Origin of the sequence: Undibacterium paludis, from assembly GCF_022568815.1 — a bacterium.
Classification (GTDB): Bacteria; Pseudomonadota; Gammaproteobacteria; order Burkholderiales; family Burkholderiaceae_D; genus Undibacterium.
The window spans coordinates 133,925-150,958 of sequence record NZ_JAKZHX010000007.1; the positions used below are offsets into that span (position 1 = coordinate 133,925).

At 52.6% G+C, this 17,034-nt stretch carries 13 protein-coding genes; 6 read left to right on the forward strand and 7 right to left on the reverse strand.

The window, feature by feature from the left end; translation table 11 throughout:
* Nucleotides 1–19: 19 nt before the first annotated feature.
* The 6 genes from secD to queA form a co-directional block, all read right to left on the reverse strand.
* The gene (secD, locus tag LZ463_RS13330) at nt 20–1,909 is read right to left on the reverse strand and encodes a protein translocase subunit SecD (RefSeq protein WP_241456253.1); all 1,890 of its coding nucleotides are present in this window, start codon (nt 1,907–1,909) and stop codon (nt 20–22) included.
* Nucleotides 1,910–1,987: 78 nt separating this feature from the next.
* On the reverse strand, nt 1,988–2,311 hold the full coding sequence (gene yajC, locus LZ463_RS13335) for a preprotein translocase subunit YajC (RefSeq protein ID WP_241456255.1): 324 nt from the start codon (nt 2,309–2,311) through the stop codon (nt 1,988–1,990).
* A gap of 322 nt (nt 2,312–2,633) precedes the next feature.
* The gene (locus LZ463_RS13340; protein WP_241456256.1) at nt 2,634–4,100 is read right to left on the reverse strand and encodes a YdgA family protein; all 1,467 of its coding nucleotides are present in this window, start codon (nt 4,098–4,100) and stop codon (nt 2,634–2,636) included.
* Between the two features lie 254 nt (nt 4,101–4,354).
* The gene (locus tag LZ463_RS13345) at nt 4,355–5,878 is read right to left on the reverse strand and encodes a flavin monoamine oxidase family protein (RefSeq protein ID WP_241456257.1); all 1,524 of its coding nucleotides are present in this window, start codon (nt 5,876–5,878) and stop codon (nt 4,355–4,357) included.
* Nucleotides 5,879–6,002: 124 nt separating this feature from the next.
* The gene (gene tgt / locus LZ463_RS13350) at nt 6,003–7,136 is read right to left on the reverse strand and encodes a tRNA guanosine(34) transglycosylase Tgt (RefSeq protein ID WP_241456259.1); all 1,134 of its coding nucleotides are present in this window, start codon (nt 7,134–7,136) and stop codon (nt 6,003–6,005) included.
* The gene (gene queA, locus LZ463_RS13355) at nt 7,129–8,178 is read right to left on the reverse strand and encodes a tRNA preQ1(34) S-adenosylmethionine ribosyltransferase-isomerase QueA (RefSeq protein ID WP_241456261.1); all 1,050 of its coding nucleotides are present in this window, start codon (nt 8,176–8,178) and stop codon (nt 7,129–7,131) included. The genes tgt and queA overlap by 8 nt, the downstream gene beginning before the upstream one ends.
* A gap of 254 nt (nt 8,179–8,432) precedes the next feature.
* On the opposite strand from queA, the gene recG reads away from it, so the two are divergent.
* The 6 genes from recG to LZ463_RS13385 all read left to right on the forward strand — a co-directional run bounded on the left by recG (nt 8,433) and on the right by LZ463_RS13385 (nt 16,221).
* Nucleotides 8,433–10,529: an ATP-dependent DNA helicase RecG gene (gene recG / locus LZ463_RS13360; protein ID WP_489686117.1), complete on the forward strand. Its 2,097-nt coding sequence runs from the start codon at nt 8,433–8,435 to the stop codon at nt 10,527–10,529.
* Nucleotides 10,530–10,535: 6 nt separating this feature from the next.
* Complete coding sequence (locus tag LZ463_RS13365) at nt 10,536–11,030, forward strand: GNAT family N-acetyltransferase (RefSeq protein ID WP_241456263.1); 495 nt, start codon at nt 10,536–10,538, stop codon at nt 11,028–11,030.
* Nucleotides 11,031–11,144: 114 nt separating this feature from the next.
* Nucleotides 11,145–12,056, forward strand: a complete 912-nt coding sequence (locus tag LZ463_RS13370) for an SDR family NAD(P)-dependent oxidoreductase (RefSeq protein WP_241456266.1) — start codon at nt 11,145–11,147, stop codon at nt 12,054–12,056.
* A gap of 231 nt (nt 12,057–12,287) precedes the next feature.
* Nucleotides 12,288–13,232, forward strand: coding sequence for a hydrogen peroxide-inducible genes activator (locus LZ463_RS13375; protein ID WP_241456267.1), 945 nt, complete (start codon nt 12,288–12,290; stop codon nt 13,230–13,232).
* A 13-nt stretch (nt 13,233–13,245) separates the two neighbouring features.
* Nucleotides 13,246–13,794, forward strand: a complete 549-nt coding sequence (gene rimJ, locus LZ463_RS13380) for a ribosomal protein S5-alanine N-acetyltransferase (RefSeq protein ID WP_277624046.1) — start codon at nt 13,246–13,248, stop codon at nt 13,792–13,794.
* A gap of 153 nt (nt 13,795–13,947) precedes the next feature.
* Nucleotides 13,948–16,221 (forward strand): patatin-like phospholipase family protein, encoded by a 2,274-nt coding sequence (locus LZ463_RS13385; RefSeq protein ID WP_241456271.1) that lies wholly within the window; start codon nt 13,948–13,950, stop codon nt 16,219–16,221.
* On the opposite strand, the gene LZ463_RS13390 is transcribed toward LZ463_RS13385, so the two are convergent.
* On the reverse strand, nt 16,194–16,982 hold the full coding sequence (locus LZ463_RS13390) for a helix-turn-helix domain-containing protein (protein ID WP_241456277.1): 789 nt from the start codon (nt 16,980–16,982) through the stop codon (nt 16,194–16,196). The genes LZ463_RS13385 and LZ463_RS13390 overlap by 28 nt on opposite strands.
* Between the last annotated feature and the right edge of the window lie 52 nt (nt 16,983–17,034).

A 17,034-nucleotide genomic window follows, 5' to 3' on the forward strand; every position in this document is an offset into this window, starting at 1 on the left:
TTCTTGATGATCTGGCTGCTTACTTCGCCAGTTTTTCTGCTGGTTTCTCTGCTGGTTTCCAGATCGTGCCGATAGAGATGGATGCCAGCTTTTTCTTTCTTCCGTACCAGAAGTTGACTACGCCACGTGATACAAACACAGAAGAGAAAATCGAAGTCAGAATACCCAGGCAGTGAACCACGGCAAAACCACGAATTGCACCGGAACCGAATACCAGCAGGGCCAGGCCGACGATCAGGGTGGTCACGTTGGAGTCAAGAATTGTCGCCCAGGCATGTCCGAAACCTTCCTCTATAGCCTTTTGTGGCGTCTTGCCGGCACGCAGTTCTTCACGTATGCGCTCATTAATGAGCACGTTGGCGTCAATTGCCATACCCAGCGCCAGCGCAATCGCGGCAATACCTGGCAAGGTCAGGGTTGCCTGCATCAGTGACAGCAAAGCCACCAGCAACAGCAAGTTGAACGACAATGCCAATACACTGAAGAAACCAAACATCAGATAGTACACAATCATGAAAGCGGCAATCGCGGCGAAACCGTACAAAGTGGAGTCGCGACCTTTCTTGATGTTTTCTTCACCAAGTTGCGGACCTATCGTGCGTTCTTCTATGATTTCCATCGGTGCAGCCAGAGAGCCCGCACGCAGCAGCAAGGCCAGATCACCTGCTGCAGAGGATGTGCCCATGCCGGTAATGATGAAACGATTGCGTAATTCATCATTAATGGTCGGTGCAATCAACACTTCGCCCTTGCCTTTTTCAAACAGCACGATAGCCATGCGTTTACCTATACGTGTACTGGTCGCATTGCCCATGCGTTTACCGCCATCGCCATTAAGATCTACGCTGACGGCAGGTTGCTGATGCTGATCAAAACTGGATGTGGCGTTGGTGATATCGTCACCGGTGATGACAGGCTCTTTGGTCAGAATCAGGTACTCACCACGATTTGAAATAAATTTTTCTGATCCATAGGGAACAGGTGTATTGGCATCAACCGTACCAATCACGGTCTCATCAAGCAAACGTACTTCCAGCGTCGCCAGACGGTTGATAATGCTCTTGGCGCGCGCCACATCCTGCACGCCAGGCAATTGCACAACAATACGGTCAGCACCTTGTTGCTGAATGATAGGCTCAGCTACGCCAAGTTCATTCACACGTTTGGACAGGGCAGTAATATTTTGCTTGATACCTTCAGAAATGACATCTTTCAAGGCTTTTTGCTTCAATGTCACCTGCAAGCCAAGTTCACTGCCTTCCGTCGCTGCGGTATCGAGCAAATCGACATCATTCATCTGGGCAGTCAACACAGCCTTGGCTTTGCTGCGTTCTTCTGCATCGCGGAACTTGACCTTGATCAGGTCACCGTCACGGCTGATGCCGGCATGACGGACTTCTTTTTCACGCAAATTGCTGCGCACGCTGGACAACAGACCCTGCATGCGTTTGTTCATGACCGCCTTGGTATCAACCTGCATCAGGAAGTGCACACCACCACGCAAGTCCAGTCCCAGGTACATGGGCAAGGCATGCAGGCTCTGCAACCATTTAGGTGTATTGGACAAGAGGTTGAAAGCTGTGGTGTAGGTAGGATCAGCAGGGTCCGTGTTCAGGGCTTTTTCCAATGCCGCCTTGGCTTTGAACTGAGTGTCAGTATCCTGAAAACGGGCGCGTACCGTACCTTGAGTACCGTTATTTTCGTAGAAGATATCATTGCTTTTCAGGCCAGCCTGTTCAAGCGCCTGGGCAACCCGGTTCGTCATGTCGCTGTCGACTTTGACCGTGGCCTTGGCGCTACTGATTTGCACAGCCGGGGACTCACCAAAGAAATTCGGGGCTGTATACAAGCCGCCGAAAACCAGGGCAATCAGAATCAGTATGTACTTCCAGATTGGATAGCGATTCATAATGGAGAAAATAATTGGAAGCTAAAAAGCACAACGCAGCCCAGTTGTTTTTTGGACTGCGTTGCCGGTATTTGCTGATTAAATTGCTTTAATCGTGCCCTTGGGCAGCATCATGGTAATGGACATTTTTTGCACGATCACTTCCGTGCCATTGGCGATTTCCAGTGTCACATAGGCATCGCTGACCTTGGTTACCTTGCCCAAAATGCCACCGGCAGTCACGACTTCGTCGTTTTTTGCCAATGCTTCCATCATTGTTCTTTGCTCTTTCTGACGCTTCATTTGCGGACGTATCATGAGGAAGTACATGATCAGTATCATCGGCACAAAAATGAATAGCTGGGAGAATTCCCCACCCAGTGGGCCGCCAGCTGCTTGCGCGTAAGCATTAGAAATAAACACGTTCAGACTCCTGTCATTTTAATAATGGATCACCGGTTTTCGACATAAAACCGGATGAAATTTGTTGCATTTTTTGGTATATAACACCAAAAGCCAGTTTTTCAATTGGCAAAGCCACGTATTTTAGCATTGCGGAAGCAAATTACCCGCATTTGTCGGTTTATCTGAAAAGAAGAGCATTTATTACAAAGAAAGAAAAACAGGCTTCCCGCTGCACAGAAGGGGAAACCTGTTAAAAACCTGCTTTTCCGCAATTTGGCCAGACAAAAACGCGACTATTTCATTTTCGTCACAAGCTGGATTATATTAAGAACAACGAACATCAACGACTGAAGGCTTTGCCATTGACAGTCAGCTTACCCTGCCTCCATTCGAGCTTGGAACTCAGTAACTTGTCGTTACGATTGATGTAACCCTGCTCTACAAAAGTTGCGATTTGCCTGTTCATATTCTCCAGGGCAATTTTTTGCATCTCTGGATCTTTTTGCGAACCGCCGCCAAGTTTGGCCACCAAACCTTCAGTCAGTGTGACATCAAGTACAGCCTGTACTTTTGGCAACATCATCATGGGATTGGCCATGTCTGCCGCATTGGCGCCGACCAGTTTTGCTGAACCTGCCAACTTGGCTTCGCCTTCAGACGTGACGACACTCAAACGTTCCAGGGCAATTTCCGGTTCTTTTTGCAGCATTGCCGGGCCAACCTCTTCCCAGGCTGCTTTGACAAGGCTGATCTTTTCAGGATCGCCCCCCATTTTTTTATAGGCATCCATGACTTTGACCAGCGAAGGGCCATGTATGCGCCTGACACCATAATCATAATGAATGTCGCTGAGTTCATCCTTGTCGAACTTGAGCTTGCTGATACCTATTCGCGCCATCACCGCCAGCAGTTCATCCTTGAGATCGGTATCAACAGCAAACTTGATCTGATCTGCAGAGAAGCTTTTCTTGGCCTCAACCGGATCAGCAAAACTCAGGCTGGTGACAGCCATTTCTGTTTTACCAAGAAAGAGATGGGTTCCCGGGTAAGCGCGCGTCAAGTCCCCCTTGAGCGCAACCGCACCCATTTTCAGTGATTGTCCTTCCTTGCCGTCTATCGTCAGTCCTGGCGCACTGGCATTCAATTTGAGCGTCTTGTAGTCTTTCTCAAAATCCATATCCATCTTGAAGCCTTGCCAGCTCACCTTGTCGTTGTCCTTACCTAAGTCGGTGTTCAATGCAGGGCTGGAAATGGCAATGTGACCGCCGCCGGCGTAACCAAGACGGGTGAGGATTTCCAGGGGCTTGGCATTGCCAAACAGCTTGTTAAGCTTTTCCTGGCTTTCTGCATCGAGAACAAGTTCTGTCTGTATCAATGCGGCACCAAAACCAGAGAAGCCCGGCAAAGGACCGTGCTTGATGCGATTGATGATACGTAGCTGTATGGTTTTTTGTACTTTCCCTGTAACAGCTTCGGCCGCCCCGGGATTTGTCGCTGCATCCGCAACTGCACTTTCTGTCGCTGGCGTTTCAGCGGCGCTGCTTGCACTCTCCCCTGCACCTGGCAATTCTGGCGTTGCGGCTACAAGCGCTCCTGCAGGATTGAATTCCAGAAGGACATCCTGAACTGAAGAGAACACGCCACGCTGGTAGTCTTGCTTGAGCACTTTGACATAAGGTGAAGAGATGTCCTGATCTTTGGGGCCAACCAGATTGGTCTCGACACGTTTTCCGGTGAACCAGGATGCAGCAGGGTATGACACTGCCAGGACCACGACAAGGGCGATCAATTTCGTACTTTTACTCACAAGCTTTCTCCATTTTTCCTGCAAATGTCATTCATCAGATGTACGCCGGATGGCGGAACGCGGCCAGTGTAGCAATCTTCACATAGATTGTCATTGTTGCATTCGCAGAGGATACTTTGGTATGTAAGCGACATACTCACCAGTAAGCTCCGTTGCAGAATCATGCAAGAAAAAAGCAGAAGCACATCACTGCGCTTCTGCTTTTTTCATCGCTTACTTTAATGTTGAGCTTGTTGTTCGATCAACAGTATGTTTTAACTGGATTTCATTGTCGCCAGCGCCAGCTCTGAAGTATTCAGAGCACCCTCGACAAAACCCTGATAATCCGAATACGCTTCGCCAACGATATGGATATTCTTGGCGCCGCTGCCAAAGTCGAAGGCCTTGAACACATCCATGACTTTCCATGAACGTACACCCGGTTGCCAGCCATGGTTGGCAGCACCATAAGGCGCCCTGGCCCAGTCGCGTATGCCATAGGTGACGATGGAGTTCTTGATGAAGTCGCGGGTATCTTCCAGTGATTTTTCTTCAAACATGTGCTGAGCCTGGTCGGTCAGTTTCAGGCCGGAACGTTTGATATCGACGAGGCGTTTGACATCACGTGCAACGAACAACGAGAAGGCATCGACAATCTTGACGTTCTGGTCGATCTCGGCGCGGTCGTGCTTGTCAGCTTCCATCACATAATGCTTCCAGAATTCTGTCGATGGGCGATCCATGTACAGCAAGACCATACCGTGACCATCCTTGTCCTGATTTTGCGGGCGACGGAAATAATGGATTTCACGCGTAGGCAGACAGCTCGCATATTGCTGTGGCCTTTGGGCATAATCCCACCATGGCGAATCTGTCACAAAGAACAATTTCAACATCGGGAAACCATTGACGGCATCGAGTTGTGAAGCAACATGTTCAGGCAGACAGGATGCCAGTTTCACCAGTGGCATTCTCGGCAAAGCCAGGATCAGCCTGTCTGTCTGCAACTGTATATTGCCGTTCTTGGTATGCACATCCAGTTCCAGCCTGGGTTGGCCCATGGCGATCTGTTTAAAACTCGTCAATTCATGACCACCGGCTAGGGTGACATTGCTGAGGCCACGCAGTTTGGCCATCAGGCTTTCGGTCAGTTTGGCCGTACCGCCATCGACGCTGGCCAGTTGCTGGCCTACGGTTTTCAGGGCGCGCAGCCACCAGATGATCCATTCAATCGCATTCAGGTTTTCCGGGATCATGTGGTAAAAGGTACCGGTGTCACGCAGCTTGGTCAGTGCCAGATGGCTGAGCACACCTTCGGCAGACATAGCGTTCCAGAAACCCATGCTCCACAACGGCTGGCCATTGAGTTGCGCATGTTTGCGCATGCGCTGGTAGTCAGCCTCGGTCTGGGCATCTATCCAGGCCTGGTCTTCTGGGTCTTGTCCCATGACCAGCATGATGCCGAGCTTCAATAGTTGCAGGGAATTGAGCCCCATTTCCTCTGCAGGCAAATCATAAGTCGGTGCATTGACTTCTTCACCCTCTGGGCCACTGAACTCGGTCAGCTTGACACCCAGGTCACGGCACAATTTATCGAAACGCGGTTGCAGGGTGGGCTCGAAACGCATGGGCCCCCATTCGGCAATAAAGCCGTCCAGGTCTTCGGTTTCTATGCGGCCACCCCAGCGGTCAGATGAGGCTTCGAGTACGACGACTTTTTGTCCGGCCAGCGCCAGACGCCAGGCGCAATACAGACCGGAAATGCCGCCGCCGGCAATAATGACGGGATGATAATTCATATCAGACCTCTAGTATTCATTTGTCCACTCGGACGAGAGCGTCATTTTGCCTGCAAGCGGCCTGAATATAATTCGTATTACTGATCAGTCCGTGAGTATTTACCGTATTAAATAAGACTGCCGTTCAAACGCCACGCGCCCGGTCAGCATGGAACTGCTGGACAAATTCAGGGAAGCGTTCATCGTCGAGCGCCTTGCGAATGTTTTTCATCAAATCCAGGTAGTAATGCAGATTATGGATAGTGTTCAAACGTGCACCCAGGATTTCACCGGTACGGTGCAAATGATGCAGGTACGCGCGTGAGAAATTCTTGCAGGCATAGCATTCGCAAGTTGCATCCAGCGGTTCTTTGTCTTCCTTGTAACGGGCATTCTTGATCTTGATATCGCCAAAGCGGGTGAAGATCCAGCCATTGCGCGCATTGCGGGTAGGCATGACACAGTCAAACATGTCTATGCCATTGGCCACGCCAGCGACCAGGTCTTCTGGCGTACCCACACCCATGAGGTAATGCGGCTTGTTCTCCGGCAGCTTGGGGCCGACATGGGACAGCACGCGCATCATGTCTTCCTTGGGCTCACCCACAGACAAGCCACCGATGGCGATACCGTGGAAATTGAGTTCATTCAAACCAGCCAGGGATTCATCACGCAGGTGCTCAAACATGCCGCCCTGGACGATGCCAAACAAGGCATTCGGGTTCTCACCCTGGTTGAATTCATCGATGGAGCGCTTGGCCCAGCGCAGGGACATGCGCATGGATTTGCCTGCTTCTTCTGTCGTCGCTGGCCTGCCATCGATTTCATACGGCGTGCATTCATCGAACTGCATGACGATGTCTGAGTTCAACGCACGCTGGATTTGCATGGAAATTTCTGGCGACAAAAACAGACGCTCGCCACTGATAGGCGAAGAAAACTTGACGCCCTCCTCAGTGATCTTGCGCATGGCACCCAGTGAAAATACCTGGAAGCCGCCCGAGTCTGTCAGGATAGGTTTATCCCAGCCCATGAAACCATGCAGGCCACCAAATTTGTTGAGCACTTCCGTGCCAGGGCGCAGCCACAGGTGGAAGGTATTACCGAGGATGATGTGGGCATCGATTTCTTTCAACTCCAGCGGCGACATGGCCTTGACTGAACCATAGGTACCGACCGGCATGAAGATAGGCGTTTCGATTTCACCATGGTTGACTTTGACACGGCCACGACGTGCAGCAGTAGTTTTATCTTTTTTGATCAGTGTAAATTCAAGCATGGTCTTCCCCGGAGGAATTGGTCAGCAGCATGGCATCGCCATAACTGAAAAAACGGTATTGATGGGCAATTGCATGTGCATAGGCAGCGCGGACGCGATCATACCCGGCAAAGGCCGATACCAGCATCATCAAAGTGGATTTTGGTAAGTGGAAATTGGTGATAAGCCTGTCCACGGTTTTGAATATGTAGCCGGGTGTGATGAACAGGCGGGTATCATCGCTGCCTGCCTGCAAGGCACCAGTTTGTGAAGCAGATTCGAGTGCGCGCATGCTGGTAGTGCCAACAGCCACCACTTTGCCGCCCGCGGCTTTGGTAGCCTGCACGGCTGACACGGTTTCATCCGGCACGGTATACCATTCGCTATGCATCTGATGATCTGCCAGATTCTCGGTGCGCACGGGCTGGAAAGTACCAGCGCCCACATGCAGGGTTACATAGGCGAGTTTGATGCCCTTGTCCTGGCAACGCTGCAACAACGCCTCGTCAAAATGCAGGCCAGCCGTTGGCGCGGCTACCGCACCCGGCACGCGGTTATACACCGTCTGGTAACGCTGCTCGTCAAAGTCATCGGCATCATGTTCTATATACGGCGGCAAAGGCAGGCGGCCATAGGTTTCCAACAGCGAGAAGATGTCAGACGGAAAATACAGAGTAAAAAATTCACCTACTCGCTCACCGACGATGACATCAAAACTGTCTGCCAGGCGGATTTTACTGCCCGGCAGCGGCGACTTGGAAGCGCGCATCTGCGCCAGCACACTGCGTTCCTGGTCATTATTCGACAGCACGCGTTCCACCAGCATCTGTATCTTGCCGCCGCTTTCCTTGACGCCAAAGAAACGGGCTTTCAAGACGCGGGTATCATTAAATACCAGCAAATCACCGACAGACAGTTGATCAATGACGTCAGCAAAATGTCGGTCTATCAGCTGACCACCATCTACATGCAGGAGGCGCGAAGCGGTACGATCAGGCAAGGGAGTTTGCGCGATCAGGGCTTCAGGCAGTTCAAAATCAAAATCACTTAGGGAGTAAGGCATGCAAAAAATCTACAAAAATCAGGGGTAAAACAGGAAAAACAGACATAAAGCTACTTTACACTGTATAAAATACCAGTAGAATGCACACTAGCGTAGCAAACCCGGGTAAGATCACAGGCAAACAGCCTGCAGCCAGGGTTTTGTGAATTTCCTGAAAAAGTAAGCTGACAGCAAAACCCACCATTTTACACCTCATGGCCGCTGAAGACCAAAGTGCTAGCGTAGAGTTAAAGAATACACAAGCTGACACAGCCATGGCTGGCGGCCATGCTCAGTCAGAGTCCGGCACCAGGAAGACTGCAAAAAAAGCCAAGCCCCCGGTCAATACCGCTGCCAAAGCCAGTGAAAAACTTGCAAAACTGGGCTTGCGCAAGGACATGGATTTTGTCTTGCACCTGCCCATGCGCTATGAAGATGAGACTGAAATCGTCAGCATGCGCGATGCCTCTTTCCGTGGTGGCAGCAGTGTCCAGGTTGAGGGTGTGGTTACAGAATGCGATATCCAGTACCGCCCGCGCCGCCAGCTGGTCGTGACCATCGCTGACGACAGTGGGCAAGTCGTGCTGCGCTTCCTGAATTTTTATGGCAACCAGACCAAGCAAATGGCGGTAGGTGTGAGAGTACGGGCGCGTGGTGAATTACGCCATGGTTTCTTTGGTGCAGAGATGGTGCATCCGCACTACAAAATCGTCAATGAAGGCGCACCCTTGCCGACAGCGCTGACACCTGTTTACCCATCTGGCGAAGGTATACCACAAGCGTTGTTGCGCAAAGCCATTTCCAATGCCATGACACGGGTCAACTGGCGCGACACCTTATCCCCTGCGCGGCTGGCAGACCTGCATTTACAGGATTTTGAAAGCAGCATACGTACCCTGCACAATCCACCGCCAGATGTCGATCAGCATAGCCTTATCGAGCGCGAACACCCAGCCTGGGAGCGCATGAAATTCGATGAACTGCTGGCGCAACAATTGTCGTTGAAGCGCGCGCAACTCACACGTCGCAGCAAGGGTGCGAATGCCTTGCCACTGGTGGGAGAACTCAGCAATGCCTTCCTGCTAAACCTGCCTTTTTCACTGACAAGGGCGCAAGAAAAAGTGCTGGCAGAAATCCGCACTGATTTGCGCGAGGCCTTCCCCATGCAGCGTTTGTTGCAGGGTGATGTGGGCAGTGGCAAAACCATCGTTGCGGCCCTGGCGGCAGCGCAAGCCATAGATAATGGTTACCAGGCTGCGCTGATGGCGCCAACCGAAATTTTGGCCGAACAGCATTTCAGGAAAATTGCCGCCTGGCTGGAGCCACTCGGTGTCAAAACTGCCTGGCTGACGGGCAGCCTGAAGAAAAAAGAAAAAGATGCCGCCAATGCCTTGATCACTTCCGGCGAAGCACAACTGGTGATAGGTACCCACGCATTGATACAGGACAGCGTGCAATTCAAAAAACTGGGCCTGGTCATCGTCGATGAACAGCATCGCTTTGGTGTCAGCCAGCGCCTGACCCTGGCCAACAAAGTGGAAGCGGGCAAGGTGCCGCATCAACTGATGATGTCAGCCACACCGATACCGCGCACCCTGGCAATGACTTATTACGCTGACCTGGAAGTGTCAGTCATTGATGAACTGCCGCCGGGTCGCACACCTATCGTCACCCGTGTCATCGACCAGAACCGTCGCGATGAAGTCATCGCCCGCGTGCAGGCAGCCGCCGGTGAAGGCAAGCAGATCTACTGGGTCTGCCCTTTGATAGAAGAGTCTGAAACCCTGCAACTGCAGACGGCAACAGAAACACACGCCATGCTTGCCGAAGCCTTGCCGGGGCTGAAGGTGGGTCTGGTTCATGGTCGTCTGAAACCGGCAGAAAAACAGGCAACCATGGAAGCCTTCATTCGCAATGACAGCCAGGTACTGGTGGCTACTACGGTGATTGAAGTTGGCGTCGATGTACCGAATGCCAGCCTGATGGTCATAGAACATGCAGAGCGTTTTGGCTTATCACAGTTACACCAGTTACGAGGCCGCGTTGGCCGAGGTGCGGCAGCCAGCATTTGCCTGCTCCTGTATCAAAGCCCTTTAGGCGGTACAGCCAAACAAAGGCTGGCCACCATGCGTGAAAGTAACGACGGCTTTGAAATTGCCCGCAAGGACCTGGAATTGCGCGGCCCCGGTGAATTTCTCGGCGCACGCCAATCCGGCGAAGCCATGTTACGCTTTGCCAATCTGGAAACCGATCAATGGCTGGTCGATAAAGCACGCAATCTGGCCGATGATTTATTAAAGAATGACCCTGTCACCGTTGCAGCTCATCTGGAGCGTTGGCTGGGATATAAAGAAGAATTTTTACGAGTATAAAAACCTATGCTGAATATCGTCGATGTTGATGTCAATAATCCGCAGCATGCCAAAGACCTGGTCAGCATGCTCAATATGTATGCGCTGGACCCCATGGGCGGCGGCGAAGCGCTGTCTGACTATGCACAGGCCAATCTCATTAGCGAACTCAAAAAACGGACCACAGTACGCGCGATCCTTGCCTATGTGGACAACCAGACTGCCGGCTTTGCAATTTGCATAGAGGGTTTCTCCACCTTTGCCTGCAAGTCCCTCTTGAATATCCATGACTTTGCCGTGCATCCTGATTTTCGCGGCCAGGGCATAGGCAACAAGATGATGCAGCACCTGACTGCACTGTCTGAGCAAATGGGCTTTTGCAAGATGACGCTGGAGGTATTGGAAGGGAATACCCGTGCTCAAAATCTGTATCGCACAGAGGGCTTCGCCCCTTATGAACTGAACCCGGAATTTGGCGGGGCCATCATCATGCAAAAGAAAATCGGTACAAAAGCTGTTTAGTCGCCAGCATCTAAAAAACTGCGTCACCTGCCGCTACATCTCCGAAAAAATAGCATACACTCGGCACCTCAGGGCTGAGTTTGCCCACGATTTCAAATTACAACAGGAGAAAAAATGACAATAGACTTCAAAGGCCGTGTCGCCATCGTGACCGGTGCAGGTGGTGGTTTGGGACGTGAACATGCGCTGGCGCTGGCTGCGCGCGGTGCCAAAGTGCTCGTGAATGATCTGGGTGGTGCGCGTGATGGTTCCGGCGGTTCGTCTGCCGCCGCGCTGTCTGTGGTCGAAGAAATCCGTGCAGCTGGTGGTGAAGCAATAGCCAATGGTGCATCGGTCACCGATTTTGAAGCTGTCCAGGCCATGGTCGCTGAAACGATGGCGCATTGGGGTCGGATTGATATCCTGGTCAACAATGCCGGTATCTTGCGCGACAAGAGTTTTGCCAAGATGGATATCGCCGACTTCAAACTGGTGCTGGATGTACATCTGATGGGTGCGGTGCATTGCTGCAAGGCAGTCTGGGCCATCATGACAGAACAAAAATATGGCCGTATTGTAATGACGACCTCCTCATCCGGTCTGTACGGCAATTTTGGCCAGTCTAACTATGGCGCAGCCAAGATGGCTCTGGTCGGCCTGATGCAAACCCTGTCACTGGAAGGGGCCAAGTATGATATCCGCGTCAACAGCCTTGCGCCGACTGCAGCTACGCGCATGACAGAAAGCCTGTTCCCGCAAGAATTCCTGCAAGCCTTGCAAGCTTCCGATGTTGTGCCAGCCATGCTGGTGCTGGCGTCTGAACAGGCCCCTAGCCGAGCCATCCTGTGTGCAGGTGCCGGCAGTTTTGAAGCTGCTAATATTACCCTTACCCAGGGTATATGGGTGGGGCGAGGCGACGATGCCGATGAGCAACTTGCTGCGCGCCTGACAGAAGTCAGGAACCGCGAAGCCGAAGTTGTGCCCGAAAGTGGCACGGCCCAAGGGCATCTGGAGTTGACCAAAGCAATGAGCCAATCCAAGGCTTGAACAAGACTACACGCAGCGCAATTGCCGTCACATTTACAGACGGCAATTGCCTTAGCTGCTCAGGTTACAAATTTTGTACATAACCGAGTATAGGATAAAACAGCCATATTCTGCATATATAGCAAAGGTGTCTGAACATACTCCCCCAATTTTATGGGAAATTCAGAAAAAATCCGGCTTTAGCAACAAGCACTTGCTGACGCTGCCCGCAGTCTGTGCCAAACTAATGGCATGACACTCACAGAATTAAAGTATATTGTTGCCGTCGCGCGGCAAAAACATTTTGGCCATGCGGCAGAAGCCTGTTTTGTCGCCCAGCCAACCCTGTCTGTCGCCATCAAAAAACTCGAAGATGAACTCGGCGTGACCATATTCGAGCGTGGCGGCACTGAAGTATCGACCACGCCACTGGGTGCACAGATAGTTGCCCAGGCTGAGCGTGTGCTGGAACAAACCGCCGCCATCAAGGAAATTGCCAAACAGAACAAGGACCCTCTGGCTGGCCCTTTCCGCCTTGGCGTCATCTATACGATAGGCCCCTACCTGTTGCCTACCCTGGTGAAAACCATGATACAGCAGGTACCGCAAATGCCTCTGGTACTGCAAGAAAATTTCACAGTCAAACTCATGGAATTGCTGCGCCAGGGTGAGCTTGACGCCGCCATCATGGCCTTGCCCCTGCCCGACCAGGGCATGATGATACAGCCCCTGTATGACGAACCTTTTGTGGTAGCCTTGCCCAAGGACCATGCCTGGGCAGACCGCAAGGAAGTATCGGCAGAAGAACTGAAGTCGGAAACCATGCTTCTGCTGGGTAATGGCCATTGCTTCCGCGACCAGGTGCTGGAGGTCTGTCCTGAGATGGCGCGCTTCTCAACCACTGGGGATGGCATTGCCCGCACCTTTGAAGGCTCGTCACTGGAAACCATACGTCACATGGTCGCCTCGGGTATAGGCATTACTGTTCTGCCGATGGCGTCAGTACCTGATCTTGATGCAAAAGATGGCATGCTGCGCTACCTGCCCTTCACCGCACCAGCACCGGACCGCCGTGTTGTTATCGCCTGGCGCAAGAGCTTTACCCGTCAGGCCGCCATAGAGGCGATACGCAAGGCCGTACTGGCTTGCGACCTGCCCGGCGTGACCATGCTTGATGTCGCCGCAACAACCCAATAATTACCGTTCCCGTATGATGAGTCTAGACGTGATAAGTACTGCACGCCTGCAGTTGCGGGTATTGATGCCTGAGCATGCCGCCATGGTGCAGCAATACCTGCTCATCAACCGTGAGCACCTTGCACCGTGGGAGCCTGCCCGCGACGGAGATTTTTTCTCGCTGGAAAAATGCGAAGAGCGTCTGCTGGCCAACGCACGCCTGATGGAAGCGGGCCTGGCTGTGCATCTGGCCGTCTGCAAAGAAGAAGAAATGATAGGTATCTGCAATTTCAGCAATATCGTCCGCGGTGTATTTCATGCCTGCCATCTTGGTTATGCGATTGCTGCGCGGCAACAAGGTCAGGGATATATGTTTGAAGCGGTTCAGGCTGGCATACGGCATATGTTCCAGGACTGCGGGTTGCACCGCGTGATGGCCAACTACATGCCGGAAAACCAGCGTAGTGGTGCGCTGCTCGCACGCCTGGGTTTTGAAAAAGAGGGTTATGCAAAATCCTACCTGAAAATCAACGGTGTCTGGCGCGACCACATATTGACCGCATTGGTCAATCCTGCCGAATAAATCAGCCTCAGACAGCAAGACCGGCAGTTTGCCGAACAAACACAGTGCCGACCTTTGCCATGGCAATGAATGTATACTTCGTTTTTTTGCGAAACCTGATGAAAGATTAGCGGTCTATCATTTTTCATCGCCTTCCTGAAGAAAGCAGCATCCATGTCTCTGCTACGCCTGATAGTCATGTTGACCACACTGACGGCCAGCATTTTTCTTACTGACAGCCTGGCACGTGCAAGTACTGACGTCGTCGCCATTGATACGGACATTACCAGCGTTGTCGCATCCAAAGACAAGGCAACGCGCCCCAAGGTCGCGCTGGTCTTGTCAGGTGGTGGCGCCCGCGGTTTTGCCCATATAGGCGTATTGCGCGCCCTGCGCAAATTGCGTGTACCAGTCGATATGGTGGTCGGTACCAGCATAGGTGCGGTCGTTGGTGGCGCCTATGCAGCCGGTCGCTCTGCCGATGAACTGGAACAAATCGTCCATGATACTAACTGGGATAGTGTACTGGCAGATCGCCCCGCCCGTTATGATCTCGACTACCGCCGCAAGGAAGAAGACCTGCTACTGCCTTCACGCATAGAATTTGCCGTCACCAAGTCCGGTATCTTCCTGCCGCCAGCGGCAGCAGGCAACGGAGCGCTGGAAAATGCGCTGACCCGCCTGATGCCAGAAGGCATGCGCGACCAGCCAGTTGACCAGTTGACGCTGCCATTCCGCTCGGTTGCATCCGACCTGCTGACCGGTGAGATGGTGGAATTGAATGACACGCCGTTACTGATGAGCATGCGTGCCTCACTGGCGCTGCCAGGTGTCTTTGCACCTGTGCGTATCAAGCAAAAACTGGTCGTTGATGGTGGCCTGGTCAGCAACTTACCGGTGGAACTTGCACGCAAGATGGGGGCAGATATTGTCATCGCCGTCAACGTCGGTACGCCGCTGGCAAAAGAGAGTGAACTCAATAGCGCCATTGACGTCACCAAACAGATGCTGCAAATCCTGACCGAGCAAAACGTACAGCGCTCAATCAAGGAATTGCGCAGCACCGACATCCTGATTGCCCCCGAATTGTCAGGTATCAGTTTTCTCGACTTTGCCCAATATGTGGAATCGATCAAGGCCGGTGAAAAAGCCACCCATAAAATGGCCAGCCAGCTGGCCGCCCTGCAGGTGTCAGATGAACAATATGCGGCTTTCGAATACCAGAGATCGAACGGCACCCTGACTGCCAAGGCCCCGTCAGACAAGCTGCCCCTAGCCAAAGTCGAGATAGAAGGTCCGCGCTATATCAACCCCAAGACCCTGATCACCCAGATCGGCCTAAAGGAGGGGCAACTGGTGTCTCAGGAGCAGATCAGGCAGGCCGCCACCCGCCTGTACGGACGTGGTGATATCGACAATGTGGAAACTGTCATTACCGATACTGATGGTCAGCGTAATGTCCTGATACGGCCGACCGAGTCGAGTTCCAGCCGCAACCGGCTGCGCGTAGGTCTGGAATTTTCCAGTGATTTTGCCGATGAGAACCGGTTCGCCCTGAGCCTGATGCATGTGGCTTCTTCGCTCAACAGTTATGGCGGCGAATTGCGTACAGTGGCACGCATAGGCAGTCAGCGCCAGCTAGGGATGCAGTTATGGCAGCCGCTGGCTGCCGGGTCTCCCTGGTTTATCGAACCGTCACTGGAGTACAATGGCAGGAGCCTGGATCTTTACAATGAAGGACGCAAGTCGGCACGGGTCGGTGTACGTTCTACACAAGCCACGCTGGCGTTTGGACGGCAGCTTGACAATTGGGGTGCGATAGAAGCAGGCGTCAGCCGCGGCTTTGGCAAGATAGACCTGTTATTACCGTCCGCCCCCAACCAGGACAGTGTGCGCTTTTTCGACACGACGCAATTTGTCCGTTTTCGCATCGATACCCTCGATTCGCTCGCCTATCCCACACGCGGGCATTTGATCACTTCAGCCTGGGAACGAGCGCCATCGAAAGGCCCGGGTGAACCATCACAGGCACAATCGGAAATTGATGCTCTGACGGCCTTCCAGTTCGGTGACTGGGCTGGTCACCTGTATGGTGAATGGGGCCGCTCCAAGCGTGGCAGCGCCCCAAGTCCACTGGGTGGCTTCTTGCGCCTGTCTGGTACAGCGAATAACTCCCTGTCCGGCAATGCAACGGCTTTTGGCCGCCTGCTGCTGGCGCGCAAGATCGGCGCCTTGCCAAGCACGGTCGGCGGGGCAATACGTCTTGGCTTTTCAGCTGAACTGGGTAATACCTATGATGACACTCACCCTCTGCGCTTCAATACCCTGAAGCAGGCAGCCAGCGCCCACCTGTCAGTCGATACCCGCTTTGGCCCGCTGTTTTTTGGCGCTGGCGCCACCCGGGGTAACGGTTCTTCGCTTTATCTTTTCCTGGGTCCTATCTGGTGAGTCAGCCCTTTGACCGGTGCTGCCGCTTCAGGGCGGCGCAGCGCCGTAAAGGCTGAGAATTCCCAGGAGCGAAAGCCGACCAGCAAGGTAAAACCGTCACGCTCTTCCGGCTTCAGGCGCCTGTCATCCTGATGCAGGCGTGCCAGTTCGGCAGCCAGTTGCTGTATCTTCTGTACCAGTTCCATTGCACTATGCGAAGACACACGTGCCGGAACAAACAGCAGGGTCTCGCCAGTGCCGTCAAAGCTGCCGGCAAAATAATCACCAACAACGACATCACGAAAATATTGCTGTATCGGACCATCAGGGCGCCAGTGAAATGCAGGAGACACCTTCAGGCGGTAGCGGTTCAGGGGGCGCAACTCTATCACTTCCAGTTTATCGAGTGCGATCAGATGCAGCACGCATTCTGATTCAGACAGGGAATAAGTTTCTATGATCTGCTCTATGGTCCAGTGACCGAGACAGCAAATAGCCACCAGCAAAAGCTTGGGGTCGGCCATGAGCGAATGCTCCTGTGCCAGGCTCAGGTTATCTGCCTGCGGTGTCACATCGGCAGCCTGGCGCAGTACATCTTCCATGGCGATACCGGCTGCCTTGCAGATTTCTGCCAGGCGCGACAGGCTCATGTCTTTTTGCCCGAACATGCGTTTCATGCTGGATTCACTCATGCCTATGCGCTCCGCCAGCATTTTGTAGGTTACACCTGCGGCACGCAACTCGGAACGCAAGACTTTCAAAATCAATTCGGGTGAACTCATGGCCGTTTCCAACTGAAAAGTTAAATTCCGCAAATAGTATCGCAATACAGTA